At 41.0% G+C, this 20,813-nt stretch carries 19 protein-coding genes; 16 read left to right on the top strand and 3 right to left on the bottom strand.

Annotation, left to right across the window (positions count from 1 at the left end; translation table 11 throughout):
- Nucleotides 1-18 precede the first annotated feature (18 nt).
- The gene (locus ACYSNU_RS08490; RefSeq protein WP_461736747.1) at nucleotides 19-723 is read left to right on the top strand and encodes a response regulator transcription factor; all 705 of its coding nucleotides are present in this window, start codon (nucleotides 19-21) and stop codon (nucleotides 721-723) included.
- Here ACYSNU_RS08490 and citG read toward each other — a convergent pair.
- The 3 genes from citG to ACYSNU_RS08475 all read right to left on the bottom strand — a co-directional run bounded on the left by citG (nucleotide 720) and on the right by ACYSNU_RS08475 (nucleotide 3,837).
- Nucleotides 720-1,577: a triphosphoribosyl-dephospho-CoA synthase CitG gene (gene citG / locus ACYSNU_RS08485; RefSeq protein WP_461736746.1), complete on the bottom strand. Its 858-nt coding sequence runs from the start codon at nucleotides 1,575-1,577 to the stop codon at nucleotides 720-722. The two genes, ACYSNU_RS08490 and citG, sit on opposite strands and share 4 nt — an antisense overlap.
- Entirely contained in the window at nucleotides 1,570-2,265 is a 696-nt protein-coding gene (locus ACYSNU_RS08480; protein WP_461736921.1) for a GntR family transcriptional regulator, read from the bottom strand. The genes citG and ACYSNU_RS08480 overlap by 8 nt, the downstream gene beginning before the upstream one ends.
- A 225-nt stretch (nucleotides 2,266-2,490) precedes the next feature.
- Nucleotides 2,491-3,837: a CitMHS family transporter gene (locus ACYSNU_RS08475; RefSeq protein WP_461736744.1), complete on the bottom strand. Its 1,347-nt coding sequence runs from the start codon at nucleotides 3,835-3,837 to the stop codon at nucleotides 2,491-2,493.
- A 385-nt stretch (nucleotides 3,838-4,222) separates the two neighbouring features.
- Here ACYSNU_RS08475 and ACYSNU_RS08470 point away from each other — a divergent pair, with 385 nt between their 5' ends.
- From ACYSNU_RS08470 to gatB, 15 genes are all read left to right on the top strand, one after another.
- Nucleotides 4,223-4,579 carry a hypothetical protein gene (locus ACYSNU_RS08470; RefSeq protein WP_461736743.1) on the top strand — a complete coding sequence of 119 codons (357 nt, stop codon included), beginning with the start codon at nucleotides 4,223-4,225 and terminating at the stop codon, nucleotides 4,577-4,579.
- 16 nt (nucleotides 4,580-4,595) lie between these two features.
- A complete protein-coding gene (locus ACYSNU_RS08465) occupies nucleotides 4,596-5,018 on the top strand; it encodes an acetyl-CoA carboxylase biotin carboxyl carrier protein subunit (RefSeq protein ID WP_461736742.1) in 423 nt (140 codons plus the stop codon).
- 84 nt (nucleotides 5,019-5,102) lie between these two features.
- Nucleotides 5,103-6,221: a sodium ion-translocating decarboxylase subunit beta gene (locus ACYSNU_RS08460; RefSeq protein ID WP_461736740.1), complete on the top strand. Its 1,119-nt coding sequence runs from the start codon at nucleotides 5,103-5,105 to the stop codon at nucleotides 6,219-6,221.
- Between the two features lie 95 nt (nucleotides 6,222-6,316).
- On the top strand, nucleotides 6,317-6,442 hold the full coding sequence (locus tag ACYSNU_RS08455) for an OadG-related small transporter subunit (RefSeq protein ID WP_265456672.1): 126 nt from the start codon (nucleotides 6,317-6,319) through the stop codon (nucleotides 6,440-6,442).
- A gap of 514 nt (nucleotides 6,443-6,956) precedes the next feature.
- On the top strand, nucleotides 6,957-7,265 hold the full coding sequence (gene citD, locus ACYSNU_RS08450; protein ID WP_265457755.1) for a citrate lyase acyl carrier protein: 309 nt from the start codon (nucleotides 6,957-6,959) through the stop codon (nucleotides 7,263-7,265).
- Entirely contained in the window at nucleotides 7,253-8,140 is an 888-nt protein-coding gene (citE, locus tag ACYSNU_RS08445) for a citrate (pro-3S)-lyase subunit beta (protein ID WP_461736737.1), read from the top strand. The genes citD and citE overlap by 13 nt, the downstream gene beginning before the upstream one ends.
- Before the next feature lie 2 nt (nucleotides 8,141-8,142).
- A complete protein-coding gene (gene citF, locus ACYSNU_RS08440; protein WP_461736736.1) occupies nucleotides 8,143-9,675 on the top strand; it encodes a citrate lyase subunit alpha in 1,533 nt (510 codons plus the stop codon).
- Nucleotides 9,668-10,219 (top strand): citrate lyase holo-[acyl-carrier protein] synthase, encoded by a 552-nt coding sequence (gene citX, locus ACYSNU_RS08435; RefSeq protein ID WP_461736920.1) that lies wholly within the window; start codon nucleotides 9,668-9,670, stop codon nucleotides 10,217-10,219. Before citF ends, citX begins: the two co-directional genes overlap by 8 nt.
- Nucleotides 10,212-11,606, top strand: coding sequence for an oxaloacetate decarboxylase subunit alpha (locus ACYSNU_RS08430; RefSeq protein ID WP_461736734.1), 1,395 nt, complete (start codon nucleotides 10,212-10,214; stop codon nucleotides 11,604-11,606). Before citX ends, ACYSNU_RS08430 begins: the two co-directional genes overlap by 8 nt.
- A 163-nt stretch (nucleotides 11,607-11,769) precedes the next feature.
- Nucleotides 11,770-12,816 carry a [citrate (pro-3S)-lyase] ligase gene (gene citC / locus ACYSNU_RS08425; RefSeq protein ID WP_461736733.1) on the top strand — a complete coding sequence of 349 codons (1,047 nt, stop codon included), beginning with the start codon at nucleotides 11,770-11,772 and terminating at the stop codon, nucleotides 12,814-12,816.
- A gap of 221 nt (nucleotides 12,817-13,037) precedes the next feature.
- Nucleotides 13,038-15,329 (top strand): DNA helicase PcrA, encoded by a 2,292-nt coding sequence (gene pcrA / locus ACYSNU_RS08420; protein WP_461736731.1) that lies wholly within the window; start codon nucleotides 13,038-13,040, stop codon nucleotides 15,327-15,329.
- Nucleotides 15,330-15,348: 19 nt separating this feature from the next.
- Nucleotides 15,349-17,373, top strand: a complete 2,025-nt coding sequence (ligA, locus tag ACYSNU_RS08415) for an NAD-dependent DNA ligase LigA (protein WP_461736729.1) — start codon at nucleotides 15,349-15,351, stop codon at nucleotides 17,371-17,373.
- Nucleotides 17,374-17,599: 226 nt separating this feature from the next.
- Nucleotides 17,600-17,905 carry an Asp-tRNA(Asn)/Glu-tRNA(Gln) amidotransferase subunit GatC gene (gene gatC / locus ACYSNU_RS08410; RefSeq protein WP_265457742.1) on the top strand — a complete coding sequence of 102 codons (306 nt, stop codon included), beginning with the start codon at nucleotides 17,600-17,602 and terminating at the stop codon, nucleotides 17,903-17,905.
- Complete coding sequence (gene gatA / locus ACYSNU_RS08405) at nucleotides 17,905-19,374, top strand: Asp-tRNA(Asn)/Glu-tRNA(Gln) amidotransferase subunit GatA (protein ID WP_461736728.1); 1,470 nt, start codon at nucleotides 17,905-17,907, stop codon at nucleotides 19,372-19,374. The genes gatC and gatA overlap by 1 nt, the downstream gene beginning before the upstream one ends.
- Complete coding sequence (gatB, locus tag ACYSNU_RS08400; protein ID WP_265457738.1) at nucleotides 19,374-20,804, top strand: Asp-tRNA(Asn)/Glu-tRNA(Gln) amidotransferase subunit GatB; 1,431 nt, start codon at nucleotides 19,374-19,376, stop codon at nucleotides 20,802-20,804. Before gatA ends, gatB begins: the two co-directional genes overlap by 1 nt.
- Nucleotides 20,805-20,813 lie beyond the last annotated feature (9 nt).

Here is a 20,813-nt window from a genome sequence, read left to right as displayed (position 1 = left end):
TAGTACAGGGGGAAAAACATGCGTAACGAAAAAATACTTATTGTTGACGATGACCCAGCAATCCGCAGACTAATCTGGAAATCGCTGCAATCTACTGGTATTTTAGTCTATCAAAGTGATTCAGTAGAGGCGACGATTGACATCGTCTCACGAATTAAGTTTGACTTATTTATCTTAGACGTCGGCTTGGAACATGAAAATGACGGCTATCATCTCGCTCAAGTAATTCGCGAGGCAGATCCATTTGTGCCGATTGTCTTTTTAAGCGGCAAGACCAACGAAGAAGACATTGTGACCGCCTTAGAAAACGGTGCTGATTTTTATTTAACCAAACCCTTTTTGCCCAATATTTTAAAAGCCCAGGTGCTGGCGACATTGGAGCGGCGAAAAATTATTAAAAATCAAGAACAAAGGGTGACCAATGAAATCATTCAAGGGCCTTTCCGGTTTGACAAAGCCCGTTATGAGCTGTTCAAAGGGGCCGAGCCGATAAAAATGTCTTCAAAAGAGATTAAGCTGATGCAATTTTTTATGGAAAATCCGGATCAGGTTTTTTCCAAAGAACAGATTTATCACAATGTCTGGGAAGATGGCAATTATGATGCTAATACAATTATGGTGTTTATCAATCATCTTCGCAACAAAATAGAAGACAATCCTAAAGAAGCCAAGTTCTTGAGGACTGTCTGGGGTATTGGCTATACGTTTAATCCAGTAGACTAAAAGAACTCTTCTAGAAATGCCAAATAAATACCTAATGCTATTAAATCGGCGGAGCCGCCAGGGCTTAAATTACGATCAATCATCTGTTGGTCGTATTTTTTTAGGCTTAAAATCAAGTCTTCAGCAGGCAGGTTAGCTTGATGGAGGCTTAAATTTTCCCCTTTAACCTGCTCCCAAGCAGTCAAGCCTCCACGGTGTAACAAGTTGCCATCTTCAACAAAACTCATTAAGAAAACTAAAGCTCTTAGTAAAATAATTTCAGTGTCTTCACCTTGTTGACTGCGAAGAAAGGGCAGCAGCTGATTGTTTAAAATCGGATAACCAGCAATCGCTTCACCACGAATTCCCATCAAGCCTTTTTCTAAATAAAGCTTCTCCCCGTAAGAAAGATCAGTTTTAGCAGCTAAATCAGTAAAGTCCTCTTGCACTATTTCAGCGATAGCTGCAACAATTGCCAACACTTCATTGGTATCTTCTGCAGTAAAGGGGAGGTCAATTTCTTTTTGTAAATAAAAACCGGTGGCACCCAATAACAACGCAAAAGAAAAATTTGCACCTTTGTGAGTATTGATGCCCTTAGTCGCCTTGAGCATCGCTTTTTCTGCGTTAATGCCAATCAGCCGCAATTTTTGAAAGAGTTCAGAAAAGGAGCCCTTGTGCTGAAAACCAGCTTCAAGATAATCTGAAAAAAAAGGGCGCAGACTGATGATGCTATCAACAAAGGTAAAAAAATCCATATCTTGATGGGCCCCGTTGGAAAAACGGTCCACCAAGCCTGGTTTTGGTGTTAAAGAAACTTCGTAGAATAAAGCTTTTTCCGCAAAGTCAGCCACAGTTGAAAGGGAATTATCCAATTTTTCTTCGCTCCATTTCCACTAGAATAAAGTTGAGTGAGCGATCTAAATGCTCATGGGTAATCATTTGAATTTGTTCACGATTTTTAGTTTTCATGCCACGATAAATCAGCCAGTGTTCCTCCAAAGCTTTATCTCGACGGTCCGAAGAACGAATGGCGATATCACGAAAATAAACGAGATAGGCCTGCAGGTTGGTCACAATTGATTTCAAACGCAGCATGCGGCTTTTTTCATAGATGAAAGCATTGAAATCCGAAAAACTCACAAGGAGATCGTCGACCCGATCCTTATCATTGAGTTGGTTACTATGTTCTAAAAGAAGCCGCAGCTCTTCAAAATCGGCTTCATTCATTAATTCCATCGCCTTGATGGTTGCCAAGGTATCCAAGGCTTTACGAATATCATAAATTTCATAAGCATCTTGAATGCTGATACCTTTGACGACAATACCCACACGGGGGACATGTTCGACCAAACGTTCTTCCACTAAACGCTGCATGGCGTAACGAATCGGCGTGCGGGAAATATTGAGAACCTCAGAAAATTCTTTTTCATTGATTCTTGAGCCAGCCGGAATATCACTTAAAATAATGGTTTTGCGGAAAGCCTCGTAAAGTAAAATTTTCAATGTCTTATTTTGAGAAAAATCCAAATTTTTTCGAACGGCTTCAATAATCGGATTCACAGTCATGTTCCTTCCTATATTTAAATTGTCTTGTTGAAACCAATTCTAAACAAATCTGCGGCAAAAAGCAAAAAGGATTATTAGTTATCTTTTTAATAAAAAAAGAGACTGTTCTACAGCGGATTGTCAACAAATTTATCCCGAAATGATGACTGGTCAACAGGATGTTGCCATTAGGGATTTGATTTGCAGAGTCAGCTGTTCAGACAGTCTCTTTTGAAAAAATTATTGTGGAATGTAAAGTGGCATATGGCCGAATGCGATAATTGTAATTACAAAGATAACAAAAATACCTAATGCATATTTACCAGCGGCTCTTTGCCATTGGCCCATATCCAAACCAGTTAAACGTAATAGTAGGTAGATAAAGGCAACTAATGGGCTCAATAAGTGGAATGCTTGTCCCATTAATGAAGCTAATGCCATTTGCATGTTTGTAAAGCCGTATTGACGGCCAGCTTCAGCTAAGACTGGCAAGACACCGAAGTAGAAACCATCATTACTGATGAAGAAAGTACCTGGTGCAGAAATCAAGGCAATTACTAAGCCCCAGAAACCAGCCAATTGTCTAGGAATAATTTGTGTGAAGCTGTTTGCTAATGCTTCGGCCATTCCTGAACCTTGGAATAATCCCATGAAGACTCCAGCAGCAAAGACTAAGATAACTACTTGAACTGCGTCACCGCCGTTTGCACCAATCCGTGCTGATTGATCTTTTAAGACAGGGTAATTAACGATTAAAGCGATACATGTACCAACAGCGAATAAGAGTAAAGCTGGTACTTCAATTGGTGAGTAGAATGAGCCAGCAACCAACCAAGCAATTAAGATGATTGTCAAGATACCGTTAAAGGCCCAACGATTTGGACGACGAATCGCTAAAGTTTCTGGATCCGTTACGGTAGTCATTTCATCAATTTCAGCGTCGGATAATTCTTTGACACCTAAACGAGCCCGTTCTTGACGACCCATCCGTGGTGCTACGAAGAAAATAACAAATGCTAATGAAAGAACCATACCAGGTGCTAAGTAAGATAAAATTTCACCACCAACATCTAAAACTGACATTGCCCGAGCAGTCGGTCCGCCCCAAGGAAGCAAGTTCATGATAGTGTTTTGCAAAATAATCAAAACACCTAAGTTCATCATTTTCATATCCAATTTTTTATAGATAGGAATAAAAGCTGAACAACAAATCAAAGTTGTCGTTGTACCATCACCATTTAGTGATACCGCCGCTGCAACAACTGCAGTTGCGATCAGTACGCGCATTGGGTCTCCCTTTGCGAAGTGAATCATTTTTCTAGTAATTGGATCGAACAAACCAGCATCCAACATGATAGAGAAGTATAGGATAGCGAATAATAGCATGATCCCGGTATTAGCGGTTGTTGCAATCCCCTCTGTCACGAAGTCCCCAATATTTCCGTCTGCTGCTACGCCAGCGATCATAGCCACGAGTGTAAACAGTAAAGGAATCATAATCAACGCAGTTAGCGGAGACAGTTTCTTTTTCATGATTACAAACATGAAGACGATGATCATACCGTAAGATAAGATAGTTAGTAACATCAATTTCCCTCCTAATTTTGTATTTCTCTTCTAAGAAAGCGTTACCAAGACTTTCCCGAAATAAAACGCTGAACATTTTATGAATAATTTTTCACAAAACCTATAAATTAAAATGTCCGTCGTTTCTGTAACCCTAGAATAAGCAATTTTCAAAAATTTGGGTAGACCTTGGAGGGAAAAAGGACACCAAAAAAACAATTTATGTAAGCGTACTTATTAAATGCTTAACAAGATATTAATAAATTCTTAACGCCTGAAAACGTTGATTTATCAATGTTTTTTAAAAAAACAGCAGAAATCAGCATTTTAAAAACATTGAAAAAACAATTTATCTTAAGATTTCAGTGTTTTCGTTTTTCGATTGCCTCTATAATAAAAGGGAAGCATGAAATACGGAGAAAGGAGAATCGCCTTGGGCATTTTTAGTCGATTATTTAAGAAGGAAGAACCGGCAGCCTCTCAAACAGTTGTCCCGGCAACTGAAAAAAAAGTTGCCTCATTAGATGACGGTTATGAAAGCTTGCCAGCTTTTATTCCAACAAGTCCCAAAGAATATCAGTTGGTGAGTGTGATTGCTACCGCAATTGCGGCTGGCGAAAACAGCGACAGTCAATTTGTGGTTAAAACGATTTTAAAACGCAATCCAGAAGCCCGCACGGTCGCTTTAGTTGCCGCCAGTCTTGCCGCAGGCACCGCAGAAGACAGTCAGCTTGTCGTCACGTCCATTCAAAAGAAAAAATAAAACGGAGGGTTACACAATGTTACGTAAATTTAAAATTTCAATCGATGGCCAAGAATACTTAGTAGAAATGGAAGAAATCGGTGGCGTGCCACAACCAGCCGCACCTGTTGCACCTGTTGCACCTGTTGCGCCTGCTGCACCCGTTGCGCCCGCAGCTCCTGCTCCAGAAGCAACACCTGCTGCAGCTACACCAGCACCAACGCCCGTTGCTTCAACTCCAGCCGGTGCCGATGCGATTACCGCACCGATGCCTGGCGCTATCTTAAAGGTCTTAGTAAATGTTGGCGATACAGTTGCTGAAAACCAACCAGTCATGATTTTAGAAGCGATGAAGATGGAAAACGAAATTGTGGCACAACATGCAGGCACTGTTATGGGTATTCATGCAGCACCTGGTGACAATGTGAATCCTGGCGATCCATTGATTACCATTGCCTAAATAAGTTAGAGAAAAATTCTATTTATATAGAAATATAAAAGTGAAGTTATGTAGAAGTGAAATTAAGTTGAGGAAGTGAAATTTGTGGAAACATTGATTGAAGGGTTTATCGGCATGGGGCAAGAGCCCGGCCGGATTGTCATGATGGTGGTCGGTGCCGTCTTAATGTATTTAGGAATTAAAAAAGAATATGAGCCGACATTATTAGTTCCAATGGGGTTGGGAACGATTTTAGTGAACTTCCCGAACTCTGGTGTACTGGCAGCAGGTGGCGAGCCAGGGCCTTTCCAAGTCCTGTTTGACTTCGGTATCAGTACAGAATTATTCCCGTTGCTATTGTTTATTGGGATTGGCGCAATGATTGATTTCGGCCCGCTGTTACAAAATCCTTTTCTGTTATTATTCGGTGCTGCGGCCCAATTCGGAATTTTCTTCACAATTATCGTGGCTGTTTTAATCGGTTTTGATATTAACGATGCAGCGTCAATCGGAATTATCGGGGCGGCGGATGGACCAACCTCCATCTTCGTAGCCAATACGTTGAACTCAAAATATCTAGGGGCGATCATGGTTGCCGCCTATTCCTACATGGCGTTAGTGCCAATTATTCAACCGGTGGCGATCAAAGCGGTGACAACCAAACATGAACGCCGGATTCGCATGAACTACCGGGCAGGGGAAGTCTCGCAAACAGCGAAAATTATTTTCCCAATTGTCATTTCGATTGTGGCTGGCTTAATTGCACCAGCGTCCTTACCATTAGTTGGGTTCTTGATGTTCGGGAACTTGCTAAGAGAATGTGGTGTGTTAGACCGTCTGTCGTTAACGGCCCAAAATGAATTGGTAAATATTATCTCCATTCTATTAGGTTTGACAATTTCTGTGCGGATGCAAGCCAACGAATTCCTGCAAGTCGATACCTTAATGGTAATTGGCTTAGGGTTAGTCGCTTTCGTGATGGACTCAATCGGTGGGGTACTTTTCGCCAAAGTCTTGAACTTATTCCGCAAAGAAAAAATCAATCCAATGATTGGGGCGGCTGGGATTTCAGCGTTTCCAATGAGTAGTCGTGTCATTCAAAAAATGGCAACCGAAGAAGACCCACAAAACTTTATCTTGATGCATGCGGCGGGTGCCAACGTGTCTGGACAAATCGCTTCAGTTATCGCTGGTGGATTAGTTTTAGCCTTGTTAGGCGGTTAATCACAAAATTCTTATCCAAGTATCCCTCAACCTGCTAAACGTTGAAGGAGCTTGGTAAAGCGCATTACACGATATAAAAATGAGGAGGAACCAACATGTCAGAAGCGTTACAAACAGCGTTGCAGTTATTAGTTTTTGGTTGGGGCGGCGTCTTCGTCGTGATTCTAGTCATCTACTTTGCCTCAATGATTTTGAGCAAATTATTTCCAGTTAAAAAATAAAAGAATTGTGGCATAAATCTTTTTACAAAGATATTATCCGCTTCAATTATACTAGTCGCTCATTCCAAAAGGGAGCCTGTGATATTAGTCTTTTTAACAGATGAAATCCCGAACTATATTATATTTGCTCCTGCGGTCCAGTAGGTCCTTGTCGCAAGTTATCAATATCTAGTGATTTTCATTAGATGTCGTTCGTAAAGTTCGGCTTTGTTCTAACTAATGTCACAGCCTCTCCATTGGAAAAGCGATTTGAAATATAAATTGAGATTTATTTAATAGTTTCTATATAAATAAAACTTGGATAGTACAATTATTATAGACTTATGTCACAGTTTTAATTGTGACAAATATTCAGCAACGAAGGTTGTTTTAAAAGCTGCTATTATTCTGGAAACACCAGATGAAGCCGCTTACCATGACGTTAAAGGACAAGCCATGACATAAATTACTTTCGCTGTTGGGAAACAAGCTATCACGATTTGCAATAAACCATCAATTACAGAGGTGAAGAGAAGTGGAAATTATCAAAAATGCTGTAGCCGGCACAGTTGAATCTAGCGACATTATGATTACGGTCAAACAAAATGATGCCAATGAAGTGGCCATCTCGTTAGATAGCAGTGTTGAAAAACAATACGGCCAACAAATTCGTCAAGTTATCAAAACAACTCTTAATAATCTTGGTGTCACTTCAGCAAAAATTGATGCTGTCGATAAAGGTGCCTTAGATTGTACAATCCAAGCCCGTTTAATTACGGCTGTTTATCGCTCAGCAGGGAAAGATGCTTTTGATTGGAAGGAGATTGACTCATGGAACGCTTAAGAAGAACAATGATGTTTGTACCAGGCGCTAATGCTGCCATGCTAAGAGATGCTCCTTTATATGGCGCTGATTCTATTATGTTTGATTTAGAAGATGCGGTATCTTTGAAGGAAAAAGATTCAGCCAGAGCCTTAGTACATTTTGCTTTAAAAACATTTGACTACAGCAGCGTTGAAACCGTTGTGCGGATTAACGGCTTAGATACCGTTGGTGCTCAAGATGTTGAAGCGATGGTTTTAGCGGGTGTTAACGTCGTTCGCTTACCTAAAACTGAAACCGCTCAGGATATTGTCGATGTCGATGCTGTGATTACGCAAGTGGAAAAAGACAATGGTATTCCTGTGGGCACTACCAAAATGATGGCTGCTATTGAATCAGCTGAAGGTGTTTTAAATGCACGAGAAATTGCCGTAGCTTCAGAGCGCTTAATCGGGATTGCATTAGGTGCTGAAGATTACGTGACTAATATGAAAACTGTTCGTTATCCAGACGGTCAAGAATTACTATTTGCCCGCAGCATGATTATCCACGCTGCCCGGGCGGCTGGCATTGCCGCAATCGATACCGTTTACTCAGATGTTGATAATACTGAAGGCTTCGAAAATGAAGTTCGTCGAATCAAACAGCTTGGTTTTGATGGCAAGTCAGTCATCAATCCACGTCAAATTCCATTGGTAAATGCTATTTATGCGCCAACTGAAAAAGAAATTCAAAATGCTAAAGAAGTGATTTGGGCGATTCGTGATGCCGAAGCAAAAGGTTCCGGCGTTATTTCACTAAATGGTAAAATGATTGACAAACCAATTGTTGAGCGGGCAGAGCGAGTGATTGCCTTAGCTAAAGCAGCTAAATTGATTACTGAGGAGGATATTTAATCATGGTTTTAAATAAAGTAGGTAAAGATATTCCTCAAGAATATGCTGACCAATACGGAGTGTTTGAAGGCGAATTAGCAAATATTAAAGATTATCAAGAAGCTAGCCGCAAAATTAAGCCGGTAAAACCTAGAGATACAAAATTAGTCAGCAGCATTCGTGAAGCTGTTGAAAAAACTGGCTTAAAAGACGGTATGACGATTTCCTTCCATCACCATTTCCGTGAAGGTGATTATGTGATGAACATGGTCTTAGCTGAGCTGTCAGAAATGGGCTTCAAAAATTTATCAATTGCACCAAGTTCTATCGCCAATGTTCACGAACCAATTATTGACCACATTAAAAGTGGTTTGATTACTAATATTACTTCCTCAGGCTTAAGAGATAAAGTTGGAGCGGCAATTTCTCAAGGCATCATGGAGAATCCAGTTGTGATTCGTTCACATGGCGGTCGAGCAAGAGCGATTGCGACAGGCGACATCCATATTGACGTTGCATTCTTAGGTGCACCAAGTTCTGATCCTTATGGCAATGCTAATGGCACAGTCGGCAAAGCAACTTGTGGCTCACTAGGCTACGCGATGATTGATGCTAAATATGCTGACCAAGTGGTAATTATTACCGACACTTTAGTTCCTTTCCCTAACACGCCAATTAGTATTCCGCAAACGGATGTTGATTTCGTTGTGGAAGTTGATGCTATCGGGGATCCTCAAGGGATTGCCAAAGGTGCAACACGCTTTACTAAAAATCCAAAAGAATTATTGATTGCTGAATATGCAGCAAAAGTTATCACCAATTCACCTTATTACAAAGAGGGTTTCTCTTTCCAAACAGGTACAGGTGGTGCGGCTTTAGCAGTTTCACGTTTCTTAAGAGAAAAAATGATTAGTGATGGCATTACTGCTAGCTTTGCTTTGGGCGGCATCACCAATGCGATGGTGGAATTATTAGAAGAAGGCTTAGTTGAAAAAATTATCGACGTGCAAGACTTCGACCATCCATCAGCAGTTTCCCTTGGCAAAAACAGCAACCATTACGAAATTGATGCCAATATGTATGCTTCTCCATTAAGTAAAGGCTCTGTTATCAATCAATTAGATACGGCAATCCTTTCTGCATTGGAAATTGATACAAACTTTAACGTGAATGTCATGACCGGTTCTGACGGTGTTATCCGGGGAGCTTCAGGCGGACACTCTGATACGAGCATGGCTTGCAAAATGAGTTTAGTGATTGCACCAATTATCCGTGGTCGAATCGCAACTATTGTTGATCAAGTCAACACTGTTGTGACACCAGGTTCAAGTGTTGATGTAGTTGTAACAGAGATTGGGATTGCTATCAATCCTGAACGCCAAGATTTAATTGAGCATTTCAAAAAATTAGATGTACCACAATTAACCATTGAAGAATTAAAAGAAAAAGCCTACAGCATTGTTGGCACACCTGAAGCGATTCAATATGGCGACAAAGTGGTTGCTCTAATTGAATATCGTGATGGAAGTTTAATTGACGTGGTTAGAAATGTCTAATTCAACCTTTGCTGGTCCAGAGGTGAATCTTTTTGAAATGCTCGATGCAAGAGAAATGCGACGCAACACCCAGTTAGACATTCTTCAAATTGCCGCAGATACAGCTTTATTATCGGCTACGATGAATATTCCGGGCCCGGTTAAACGCTCTGATGAATTAGCTGAAATTTTTAAAGACATGCAGCTAGCAATCGAAGAGGCGTTGGCGGATACACCGCCTTCTGCCAATTTATATCGAGACGAGAAAACCGGACTAGAATATTTTGCCCTGACCACTTTAACACCACAAGAACTAAAGCGACGGATGGTTCAGTTGGAAGAAAATCATCCCCTTGGTCGCTTGGTCGATTTAGATGTGTTATGGTTAGCTGATGATGAACTGACTTCAATCAGTCGGGAAGATTTAGGCTTGCCCCAAAGACATTGTCTGATTTGCGAAAAATCAGCCAAAGACTGCGGACGTAATCGGACCCACTCAGTTGAAGACATGCAGGCTAAAATTGTAGAAATTATTGAGAAAGGAAGGATGCACAAAAATGACTAAAAAAATTCGTTTCATGGAAACCGTCTTGCGGGACGGTCAACAGAGCTTAATCGCCACTAGAATGCCGACATCCGATATGCTGCCTATTTTAAAAACAATGGACGAAGCCGGCTTCCATTCTTTAGAAATGTGGGGAGGGGCAACGTTTGATTCCTGCCTGCGCTTTTTAAATGAAGACCCGTGGGAAAGATTACGAGCGATTCGTAAAGAAGTTAAAAACGCTAAATTACAAATGTTGTTACGAGGACAAAACCTTTTAGGCTATAAAAATTATGCTGATGATGTGGTAACTGATTTCGTAACTAAATCGATTCAAAATGGTATTGATGTGATTCGTGTGTTCGATGCCTTAAATGACACACGGAATTTGAAAACCTCTGTCTTAGCGGGGAAAGCAGCTGGTGGACATATCCAAACAGCGATTTCTTACACGACAAGTGACTTCCATACAGTTGATTATTTTGTAAAATTAGCCAAGGAAATGGCTGATTTAGGTGCAGATTCAATTTGTATTAAAGATATGGCGGGGGTGCTTACGCCTGAAACTGGTTTTGAATTGGTGAGCCGCATCAAGGATAGTATTGATTTACCATTAGAAGTCCACACCCACGCAACGAGTGGGATTTCTGAAATGACCTATTTGAAAGTCGCTGAAGCGGGTGCGGATATTATCGATACAGCTATTTCTTCTTTTGCAGGTGGCACGAGTCAACCGGCAACGGAATCTGTTTCGATTGCTTTAGAAGGATTAGGCTTTGATACAGGCTTAAACCAAGAAAAATTAACCGAAATTGCCGAATACTTTAATCCGATTCGTGATCGTTTCCGCAACGAAGGCATTTTGAATCCTAAGGTGAAAGATGTCGAACCGAAAACATTAATCTTCCAAGTCCCTGGTGGCATGTTATCCAATTTATTGAGCCAATTAACAGAACAAGGCTTACAGGATAAATACGACGAGGTACTAGCTGAAGTGCCAAAAGTGCGGGCTGATTTAGGTTATCCGCCACTAGTAACCCCATTGTCTCAAATGGTGGGAACTCAAGCGTTGATGAACGTGATTTCTGGTGAGCGTTACAAATTAATTCCGACTGAAATTAAAGATTACGTGAAGGGCTTATACGGCCAGCCACCTGTGGCTATTTCAGAAGACATTAAAGAAAAAATCATCGGTGACGAAGCAGTCGTGACCGTTCGGCCGGCTGATTTAATTGCGCCCCAATTACCTGAATTCAGAGAAGAAATCAAAGAGTACGCAAAATCAGAAGAAGATGTCTTAGATTACGCCTTGTTCCCACAACAAGCCAAAGACTTCTTAGGCCGCAGAGAAGATCCTTTCTATGATGTGCCTGTGCAAACGGTAAGTGTCACAATTGAAGCTGAGTAAGGTTGAAAAGTCTGCGATAACGAGGTCTGACCTTTTATCGCAGCTTTTTTTTTAATAAAAAGCTAGTTTAACTTGCTGCCAATAAAAAAATGTAAATCGTCTTTTACCATACATAAAACGATTTTCAATCGTTTGTAAGTTTAAAAAGGAAGGAAAATTTAAAATGAATGATTATCTGATTGGTGAGATTTCACCAAGAAATAAACAGGAAATGTTGATTGTCGAAGGACTTTTAGAACAAGAAGGCATTACCTTAGACGCAAATTTGGATTATACCTGTGGTGTTTTCGACCGTAACCGAAAATTGGTGGCCACCGGCAGTTGTTTTAAAAACTCTTTACGCTGCATTGCAATTGATGAACATTATCAAGGGGAAGGTATTATGAATCAGCTGATTAGTCATCTGATTCAATATCAATTTGAAAGAGGCAATGATCATCTTTTTGTCTACACGAAAAAAGAAACAGCCCTCTTTTTTGAAGACTTAGGTTTTTATACAATTGCAAAGGTGGACAATCGCCTTGTCTTTTTAGAAAATCGACGGGATGGTTTCAAAGAATATTTGACGAATCTTGTGCAGACACCTGCAGACAAAAAAACAGTGGCGGCAATTGTTATGAACGCTAACCCCTTTACCTTGGGTCATCAAAAATTAATCGAAAAAGCCGCAGCAGAAAATGACTGGCTTCACCTTTTTATGGTCAGTGAGGATGAAAGTTTAGTCCCTTATGCTGTCCGGAAAAAATTGATGATGGAGGGCACTCAGCATCTTAAAAATATCAGCTATCAAGAAACCGGCAGTTATCTGATAAGTATGGCGATTTTTCCCAGCTATTTTTTAAAGGAAGAGAATCAAGTCATTGATGCGCAAGCTAGTTTAGATGGGACAATCTTTGCTAATATTTCTCAGCAATTAGGTATTCAGCGGCGCTATATGGGAACGGAACCGACTAGTCGTGTGACTGAACTATATAATCAAAATACGATTAAAGAATTAGCCAAAGTTGGTGTTGAAGTGTTGATTGTGCCCCGCTTTGAAGCTGAAGGTGAGATGATTAGTGCCTCAACGGTGCGACAGCTGCTAGTCGATCATCAGTTTGCACAAGTAGCTGAATATGTTCCCAAGACGACATTGGCCTTTTTTGAAACAACTGCTGGTCAAAAAATTATTGATCAAATGTCTTTGGCAAAAGAAATCAAGCATTATTAAGGAAATCGTCATTTTAAAAAAAGAGTGGCCTCTAAATTGCTCATGGTTAAAATCCGCTGAGCTTTAGAGGCTCTTTATTTTGATTATTTCAAATTATTTAGAGGTAAATGTTTCATCGGATGTGCTGGCAATGCTATAATGTGAAGGATGATTTTTAAGTTTGCTCGTCTGCGGCAAAAACTTACTGAGAAGCTTTTTAAGCAAATAGAAAGGAATTAACCATGACTTCAACCAATGAACTATTAAAAAGCATGAATCCCCGGCAAAAGGAAGCCGTCTTGCATACTGAAGGACCCTTATTATTAATGGCGGGTGCCGGCAGCGGAAAGACCCGTGTGCTGACCCATCGCATCGCTTATTTAATTGAAGAAAAAGAGGTTAATCCTTGGAATATTTTAGCCATCACCTTTACTAATAAAGCTGCTCGAGAAATGAAAGAGCGGGTCAACGGTCTCTTAGGCCAAGGTGGAGAAGATGTCTGGGTCTCGACTTTTCACTCTATGTGCGTTCGTATTTTAAGACGAGATGTTGACTTTATCGGTTATAGTCGTAATTTTACGATTGTCGATTCCTCTGAACAGCTGACTTTGATGAAACGGGTCTTAAAAGAATTAAATATTGATCCCAAAAAATACGATCCCCGTTCCATTTTAGGGACCATCAGTAACGCCAAAAACCAATTGCTCTCTCCAGAAGATTATGCCCAAATGTCCGGCAGCTTTTACGAGGAGATTGTGACGAAGGCTTATGAACGCTACCAAAAGGAATTGCGGAACAATCAAAGTATGGACTTTGATGACTTGATTATGAATACTATTCGCTTATTTGAGGAAAATCCGGATTCATTAACTTATTATCAAAATAAGTTTCGCTATATTCATGTGGATGAATATCAAGATACCAATCATGCGCAATACACTTTGGTCAATTCTTTGGCTGCCCGTTTTAAAAATTTATGTGTGGTGGGGGATGCCGACCAAAGTATTTACGGTTGGCGGGGAGCCGACATGCAGAATATTTTGGACTTTGAAAAGGATTATCCGAATGCGAAGGTCATCTTATTAGAACAAAATTATCGTTCGACTAAAAATATTTTAGCGGCCGCCAATCAAGTGATTGAAAATAACCAAAACCGCCGTAAAAAAGAACTCTGGACCGAAAATTTGGACGGGGAAAAAATTGTGTATTATCGGGCGGATAATGAGCGGGATGAGACCCGCTTTATCGTCGCTCAGATGCAAAAAGAAATGCAGGATAATCAACGTCAGTACGGAGATTTTGCGGTGTTGTACCGAACCAATGCCCAATCGCGGGTGATGGAAGAAACCCTGCTAAAATCAAATATTCCTTACACGATGGTCGGTGGGCATAAATTCTACGACCGCAAGGAAATTAAAGATATTTTGGCTTATCTGACAGTGATTGCGAATCATAAAGATTCATTGAGTTTTGAACGGGTGGTCAATTCGCCAAAAAGGGGTGTTGGCCCTGGTTCGATTGATAAGTTACGCCAGTTCGCTGAAATCCATGATTTTTCATTGCTTGAGGCAGCTGAAAATATTGATTTAGCAAATATCTCCGGTAAAGCCGGGCGGGAGCTGGGAAATTTTGCGACGATGATTGACCAGCTGACAAAGATGGTTCCTTACATGTCAATTACAGAATTGGTTAAGGAAACTTTGGAGCGCAGTGGCTATCAAGAGGATTTAGTTCGCCAAAATAATTTGGAAGCCCAAGCCCGCATCGAAAACTTAGAAGAGTTTTTAACCGTGACAAAAGAATTTGATAAACGTTATGAAGCCCAAGAGATTGATGAAACGCAAGAAGAATCCCCAGTTGATAAAATGGTAATTTTTCTGAATGACTTGGCTCTCGTTTCAGATTTAGATAATTTGGAGGAAAGTACCTCACAGGTCACTTTAATGACCCTCCATGCCGCCAAAGGATTGGAATTTCCAGTAGTCTTTTTAATCGGCTTAGAGGAGGGCGTCTTTCCGCTGTCTCGGGCGATGATGGAAGAAGCCGAATTAGAAGAGGAGCGGCGCTTGGCGTATGTTGGTATCACCCGTGCGGAAGAAGTGCTCTATGTCACCAATGCCTTTTCCAGAACTTTATATGGTAAAACCCAATACAATCGACCATCACGCTTTTTAAATGAAATTGATGAAGAGCTGATGCAGGTACAAGGCATGCGGACAGCAGGCAGCAGTCAACCGACCCAAACTTTCAATCCGAAAGTTTTTCAACCGGGAGCAACGGGACAAAAAAACTCAGCTAGAACCGGTAGCACCCCGAGTCGCACCCTACCAAATCAAAAAGTCACCAGTAAAGTATCAACTGGCGGGGAAGCGACAGGCTGGGCAGCTGGCGACAAGGTGAAGCATAAAAAATGGGGCATCGGCACAGTTGTCAAAGTCGGCGGCAATGCCAAGGATATGGAATTGGATATTGCTTTTCCAGAGCAGGGCATTAAGCGACTGCTAGCAGCCTTTGCACCAATTGAAAAAGTTTAGACGTGAAGGAGGAGTTTCTGTGGGCCAATTAAATTTAACTGAGGCGACGCAGCGAGCTGCCGAGCTACGGCAGGAATTAAATCGTTATTCTTATGAGTATTATGTTAAAGATCAACCCAGTGTTGAAGATTACGTGTACGATAAATTATATGCAGAATTAGTCGCAATTGAAGCAGATTATCCTGATTTAGTGACCGAGGATTCGCCAACCCAGCGAGTCGGCGGCAAAATTTTGCCAGGCTTTGAAAAAGTGACCCATGATGTGCCTCTTTATAGCTTGAATGATGTCTTTAGCAAAGAGGAGTTAATCGCTTTTGACACACGAGTGCAAAAAGCAGTCGGTCGGCCAGTAACGTATGAATGCGAATTGAAAATTGATGGACTCTCAATTTCTCTTAAATATGAAAATGGCCGTTTTGTGCAAGGGGCAACTCGAGGCGACGGCACGGTTGGCGAAAACATCACTGAAAATTTAAAAACGGTAAAATCAATTCCGTTAACTCTAACCGAACCAATCTCAATCGAGGTGCGGGGCGAATGCTATATGCCAAAAGCTTCTTTTGTGAAATTGAATCAGCAGCGGGAGGAAGCCGGCCAAGAAATTTTTGCCAATCCCCGCAACGCAGCGGCTGGTAGTTTGCGGCAATTAGATACGCGAGTTGCCGCTAGCCGCAACTTGAGCACTTTTTTATATACGGTGGCGGATTTTGGTCCCCTTACTGCGACAACGCAAGAAACAGCGTTACAGGAGCTAGATCAGTTAGGTTTTCGGGTCAACCAAGACCGGAAACTGTGTCAGACGATAGCTGAGGTTTGGGATTACATTGAAATGTACCATGATAAAAGAACCCAGCTGCCTTATGAAATTGATGGCATTGTCGTAAAAGTAAACGAGTTTGATTTGCAGAATGAGTTAGCTTTCACTGTCAAAGCTCCTCGTTGGGCGGCAGCCTATAAATTTCCCCCAGAAGAAGCAGAAACAGTAGTCGAAAATATTGAGTGGACGGTTGGGCGCACCGGTGTTGTGACACCGACCGCTGTTATGAAACCAGTCCGAGTTGCTGGCACAACCGTGAGCCGTGCTAGTTTGCATAATGTTGATTTCATTAAAATGAAAGATATTCGTTTGAATGATCCGGTGATTATTTATAAAGCCGGCGACGTTATTCCCGAGGTTGCCAAAGTAATTTTAGATAAACGACCAGTTGACAGTATGCCTTATGAGTTTCCGACCCATTGTCCTGTCTGTGATAGCGAGCTGGTTCATTTAGAAGACGAGGTTGCCCTGCGCTGTATCAATCCAAAATGTCCCGCACTTTTAAAAGAGGGTTTAAATCATTTTGTCTCCCGTAATGCCATGAACATTGACGGCTTGGGCCCACGGGTTTTAGAGCAGATGTATGATAAGGGCCTAGTCAAAGATGTGGCTGATTTATATAAGGTTACCGAAGAAAATCTCTTAACACTAGATAAAATTAAAGAAAAATCCGCCAACAATATTTTAACGGCGATTGCTGCCAGCAAAGACAATTCCGTTGAGCGCTTGATTTTCGGCTTGGGAATTCGCCACGTCGGAGCAAAGGTGGCGAAAATTTTGGCAGAGCATTTCGGAAATTTAGATAGCCTCAGCCAATCTGACGCCGAAACAATTATTAATTTGGAAACAATCGGCCAAATTATCGCTGACAGTGTAGTGACCTATTTTTCAAACGAAGAGGTGCATGAACTATTAGCGGAATTGAAAGCTGTGGGAGTAAACTTTGAGTACAAAGGCGTCCGCACGGCTGATTTAGCGGAGGTTAGCTCACCTTTTAAAGATAAAACGGTGGTCTTGACTGGCAAGCTGACCCATTACACGCGGGAGGAAGCCAAAGAAAAAATTGAAACGCTCGGCGGTAAAGTAACCGGCAGTGTCTCTAAGAAGACGGATATCGTTGTAGCTGGCGAAGAGGCCGGTAGCAAATTGACAAAAGCCCAAAGCTTAGGAGTTACCGTCTGGAACGAGGCTCAAATGGTGGAAGCCTTAGATAACAGCAGTCTTTAAAAAAACTTTGATATTTTTTTATGAAATATTACAGAAAAATGGAAAACATATGATAGAATAAAGAGAAATTTTTTGTTGAAGTCCTTGACCTCGGCTGAGTTTGCTTCAGAAAATTGTTTTAACAATTTCTTAAACCAGTCTCGGTGTTCTTTCCTATAAAACTTTGGACAGAATTTTATTTCAGCAAAATTATCATCCTTTACAGGAAGTAGGAGGAGACAAAACAATGGCAATTAGTGAAGAACAAGTCCAACACGTAGCCAAGCTTGCCAAGCTTTCATTTAACCAAGAAGAATTACAGGGCTTTACTGAACAATTAGGCAAAATTATTGATATGGTGGAATTATTAGAAGAGGTTGACACGACAGGCGTTCCGTTTACTTCAAATGTCGCCGAAGCGATTAACGTGATGCGGGAAGATGTGGCAGCACCTGGTTGGAATCGTGACGAATTAATGCGCAACGTTCCAGAATCTGAAGACGGATTTATTAAGGTTCCGGCAATTATTGACAATGGGGAGGCCGGTGCCTAATGGAAAAATTATACGATAAAACGTTAGTCGAATTACATGACTTATTGGTTTCAAAGGAAGTTACTTCAGCGGATATCACTGGAGCCACCTTTGAACGGATTAAAGCGACAGAACCCGAAGTTGAAAGTTTTATTACTTTGAATGAAGAAAAAGCGATGGCGATGGCCAAAGCAATCGACGTCAAAGGTATTGACGAAAATAATGTTTTAGCCGGTTTACCGATTGGTATTAAAGATAATATTGTGACCAAAGATTTATTAACGACGGCGGCTTCAAAAATTTTGTACAACTTCAATCCCATTTACGATGCGACCGTGATGGATAAGGTTTATCAAGCCGATTTAATTCCTGTTGGTAAATTGAACATGGATGAGTTTGCCATGGGGGGCAGTACTGAAAATTCTTATTTTAAAGAAACAAAAAATGCTTGGGATCAAACAAAGGTTCCCGGCGGTTCCTCTGGTGGTTCAGCTGCGGCTGTTGCAGCAGGTCAAATCCCGGTTTCTTTAGGGAGTGATACCGGTGGCTCAATTCGTCAACCAGCATCCTTTAACGGAATTGTCGGCATGAAACCAACTTATGGTCGCGTATCCCGTTTTGGTTTGATTGCCTTTGGTTCTTCTTTGGATCAAATTGGACCATTGACTCGAACAGTAACAGACAATGCGTTAACTTTGAATGCTATCAGCGGATACGATCCAAAAGATGGCACCTCTGCTGGCAATTCTGTTCCAGATTTCACTGCTGGTTTGACCGGCGACATTAAAGGTATGAAGATTGCTTTGCCAAAAGAATATTTAGGCGAAGGCGTTCAACCGGATGTGCGAGCAGCTATTTTAAAAGCTGCTGAAACTTTTAAAGAACTTGGCGCAACTGTTGAAGAAGTCAGCTTACCCCATTCAAAATATGGAGTAGCGGTTTATTATATCATCGCCTCTTCTGAAGCGAGTTCCAATCTGCAACGTTTCGATGGCATTCGTTATGGCTATCGGTCTGAAAATGTCAAAAACTTAGAAGATGTCTATGTGAATTCTCGTTCGGAAGGTTTTGGCCTAGAAGTGAAACGCCGGATTATGTTGGGGACTTTCTCATTAAGTGCTGGTTATTATGATGCCTACTTTAAAAAGGCTGGCCAAGTGAGAACCTTAATCATGAATGACTTTAAAAAAGTCTTTGATAACTATGATTTAATTATTGGCCCATCTTCGCCGACGGTGGCCTTTGGCTTAGGAGAAAATATTAACGATCCAATCACTATGTATATGAGTGATATTTTAACGATTCCAGTCAACTTGGCAGGACTGCCAGGAATGTCTATTCCGGCTGGATTTTCTGAAGGCTTACCAATTGGTTTACAAGTGATCGGCAAGCATTTTGATGAAGCCAGCATGTATAAAGCCGCTTACGCTTTTGAGCAAGCGACTGAGTTCCACAAACAAAAACCAGTGATTTTAGGGGGAGAAGCATAATGAATTTTGAAACAGTTATCGGCCTTGAAGTCCATGTTGAATTAAAGACCAACTCTAAAATCTTTTCACCAGCGCCAGCTCATTTTGGTGCGGAACCAAATAGTAATACTAATATTATTGATTGGGGCTATCCAGGTGTTTTACCGGTGATGAATAAGGCCGCCATTGAATTTGGCATGAAGGCCGCTTTAGCTTTAAACTGTGAAATTTCTAAGGACACCCATTTTGACCGGAAAAATTATTTTTATCCAGATAATCCTAAAGCTTATCAAATTTCCCAATTTGATCAACCGATTGGTCATGACGGCTGGATTGAAATCGAAGTTGAAGGCCAAAAGAAAAAAATCCGCATTGAACGGGTCCATTTAGAAGAAGATGCCGGAAAAAATATGCACGGCATCGGCGGTTATTCTTATGTTGACTTAAACCGTCAAGGTACACCATTAATTGAAATTGTTTCAGAAGCTGATATGCGTTCACCAGAGGAAGCCTATGCTTATCTAGAAGCACTTCGGTCAATTATTCAGTTTACTGATGTATCTGATGTGAAAATGGAAGAAGGCTCGATGCGCTGTGATGCCAATATCTCTTTACGTCCTTATGGTCAAGAAGAGTTTGGAACTAAAACAGAATTGAAAAACTTAAATTCCATGAGCTTTGTTAAAAAGGGTTTGGCCTTTGAAGAAAAACGCCAAGCAAAAGTCTTATTATCCGGCGGCAAAATCGATCAAGAAACTCGTCGTTTTGATGAAACGACTAACAAAACAATTTTGATGCGGGTTAAAGAAGGCTCTAGTGATTACCGGTATTTCCCTGAGCCTGATATTCCTCGTTTTGTGATTGATGATGAATGGATTGACCAAGTTAGAGAAAGCCTACCGGAAATGCCAGCGTCACGTCGTTTGCGTTATATCAAGGACTTAGGCCTGCCAGAATATGATGCGATGGTCTTAACCTTGACGAGAGAAATGTCTGATTTCTTTGAAGATACCTTGAAAGCCGGTGCTGATGCTAAGCAGGCTTCGAACTGGTTGATGGGGGAAGTTTCTGCCTATTTAAATAGCGAAAAATTAGAATTGACTGAAACTAAAATTACTCCTGATAATTTAGCAGAGATGATTGCTTTAATCGCTGACGGTACTATTAGTTCTAAAATGGCGAAGAAAGTCTTTAAAGAATTAATCGAAAATGGTGGCGGCGCTCGTGAAGTCGTGGAAGCAAAAGGTTTGATTCAATTGTCAGACCCTGCGCAATTACTGCCGATTATCAATGAAATTTTGGACAACAATGAACAATCTGTTAATGACTTTAAAAACGGCAAGGATCGGGCAGTTGGCTTCTTAGTTGGCCAAATTATGAAGGCGACGAAAGGGCAAGCCAATCCAGGCGTTGTCAATAAATTATTACAAGAAGAATTAGCAAAACGTTAAGAGGAAGTC

Source organism: Enterococcus sp. LJL120 (genome assembly GCF_054871765.1).
This window is presented reverse-complemented; position numbering and strand designations above follow the sequence as displayed.

What these genes read in the sequence shown, in the direction of transcription:
- pcrA (WP_461736731.1), top strand. Translation starts at nt 13,038, where the DNA reads ATGACTTCAACCAATGAACTATTAAAAAGCATGAATCCCCGGCAAAAG.
- gatB (WP_265457738.1), top strand. Translation starts at nt 19,374, where the DNA reads ATGAATTTTGAAACAGTTATCGGCCTTGAAGTCCATGTTGAATTAAAG.
- citE (WP_461736737.1), top strand. Translation starts at nt 7,253, where the DNA reads ATGGAACGCTTAAGAAGAACAATGATGTTTGTACCAGGCGCTAATGCT.
- citF (WP_461736736.1), top strand. Translation starts at nt 8,143, where the DNA reads ATGGTTTTAAATAAAGTAGGTAAAGATATTCCTCAAGAATATGCTGAC.
- citX (WP_461736920.1), top strand. Translation starts at nt 9,668, where the DNA reads ATGTCTAATTCAACCTTTGCTGGTCCAGAGGTGAATCTTTTTGAAATG.
- citC (WP_461736733.1), top strand. Translation starts at nt 11,770, where the DNA reads ATGAATGATTATCTGATTGGTGAGATTTCACCAAGAAATAAACAGGAA.
- gatC (WP_265457742.1), top strand. Translation starts at nt 17,600, where the DNA reads ATGGCAATTAGTGAAGAACAAGTCCAACACGTAGCCAAGCTTGCCAAG.
- ACYSNU_RS08465 (WP_461736742.1), top strand. Translation starts at nt 4,596, where the DNA reads ATGTTACGTAAATTTAAAATTTCAATCGATGGCCAAGAATACTTAGTA.
- ACYSNU_RS08470 (WP_461736743.1), top strand. Translation starts at nt 4,223, where the DNA reads ATGAAATACGGAGAAAGGAGAATCGCCTTGGGCATTTTTAGTCGATTA.
- ACYSNU_RS08475 (WP_461736744.1), bottom strand. Translation starts at nt 3,837, where the DNA reads ATGTTACTAACTATCTTATCTTACGGTATGATCATCGTCTTCATGTTT.
- ACYSNU_RS08490 (WP_461736747.1), top strand. Translation starts at nt 19, where the DNA reads ATGCGTAACGAAAAAATACTTATTGTTGACGATGACCCAGCAATCCGC.
- ACYSNU_RS08430 (WP_461736734.1), top strand. Translation starts at nt 10,212, where the DNA reads ATGACTAAAAAAATTCGTTTCATGGAAACCGTCTTGCGGGACGGTCAA.
- gatA (WP_461736728.1), top strand. Translation starts at nt 17,905, where the DNA reads ATGGAAAAATTATACGATAAAACGTTAGTCGAATTACATGACTTATTG.
- ACYSNU_RS08455 (WP_265456672.1), top strand. Translation starts at nt 6,317, where the DNA reads ATGTCAGAAGCGTTACAAACAGCGTTGCAGTTATTAGTTTTTGGTTGG.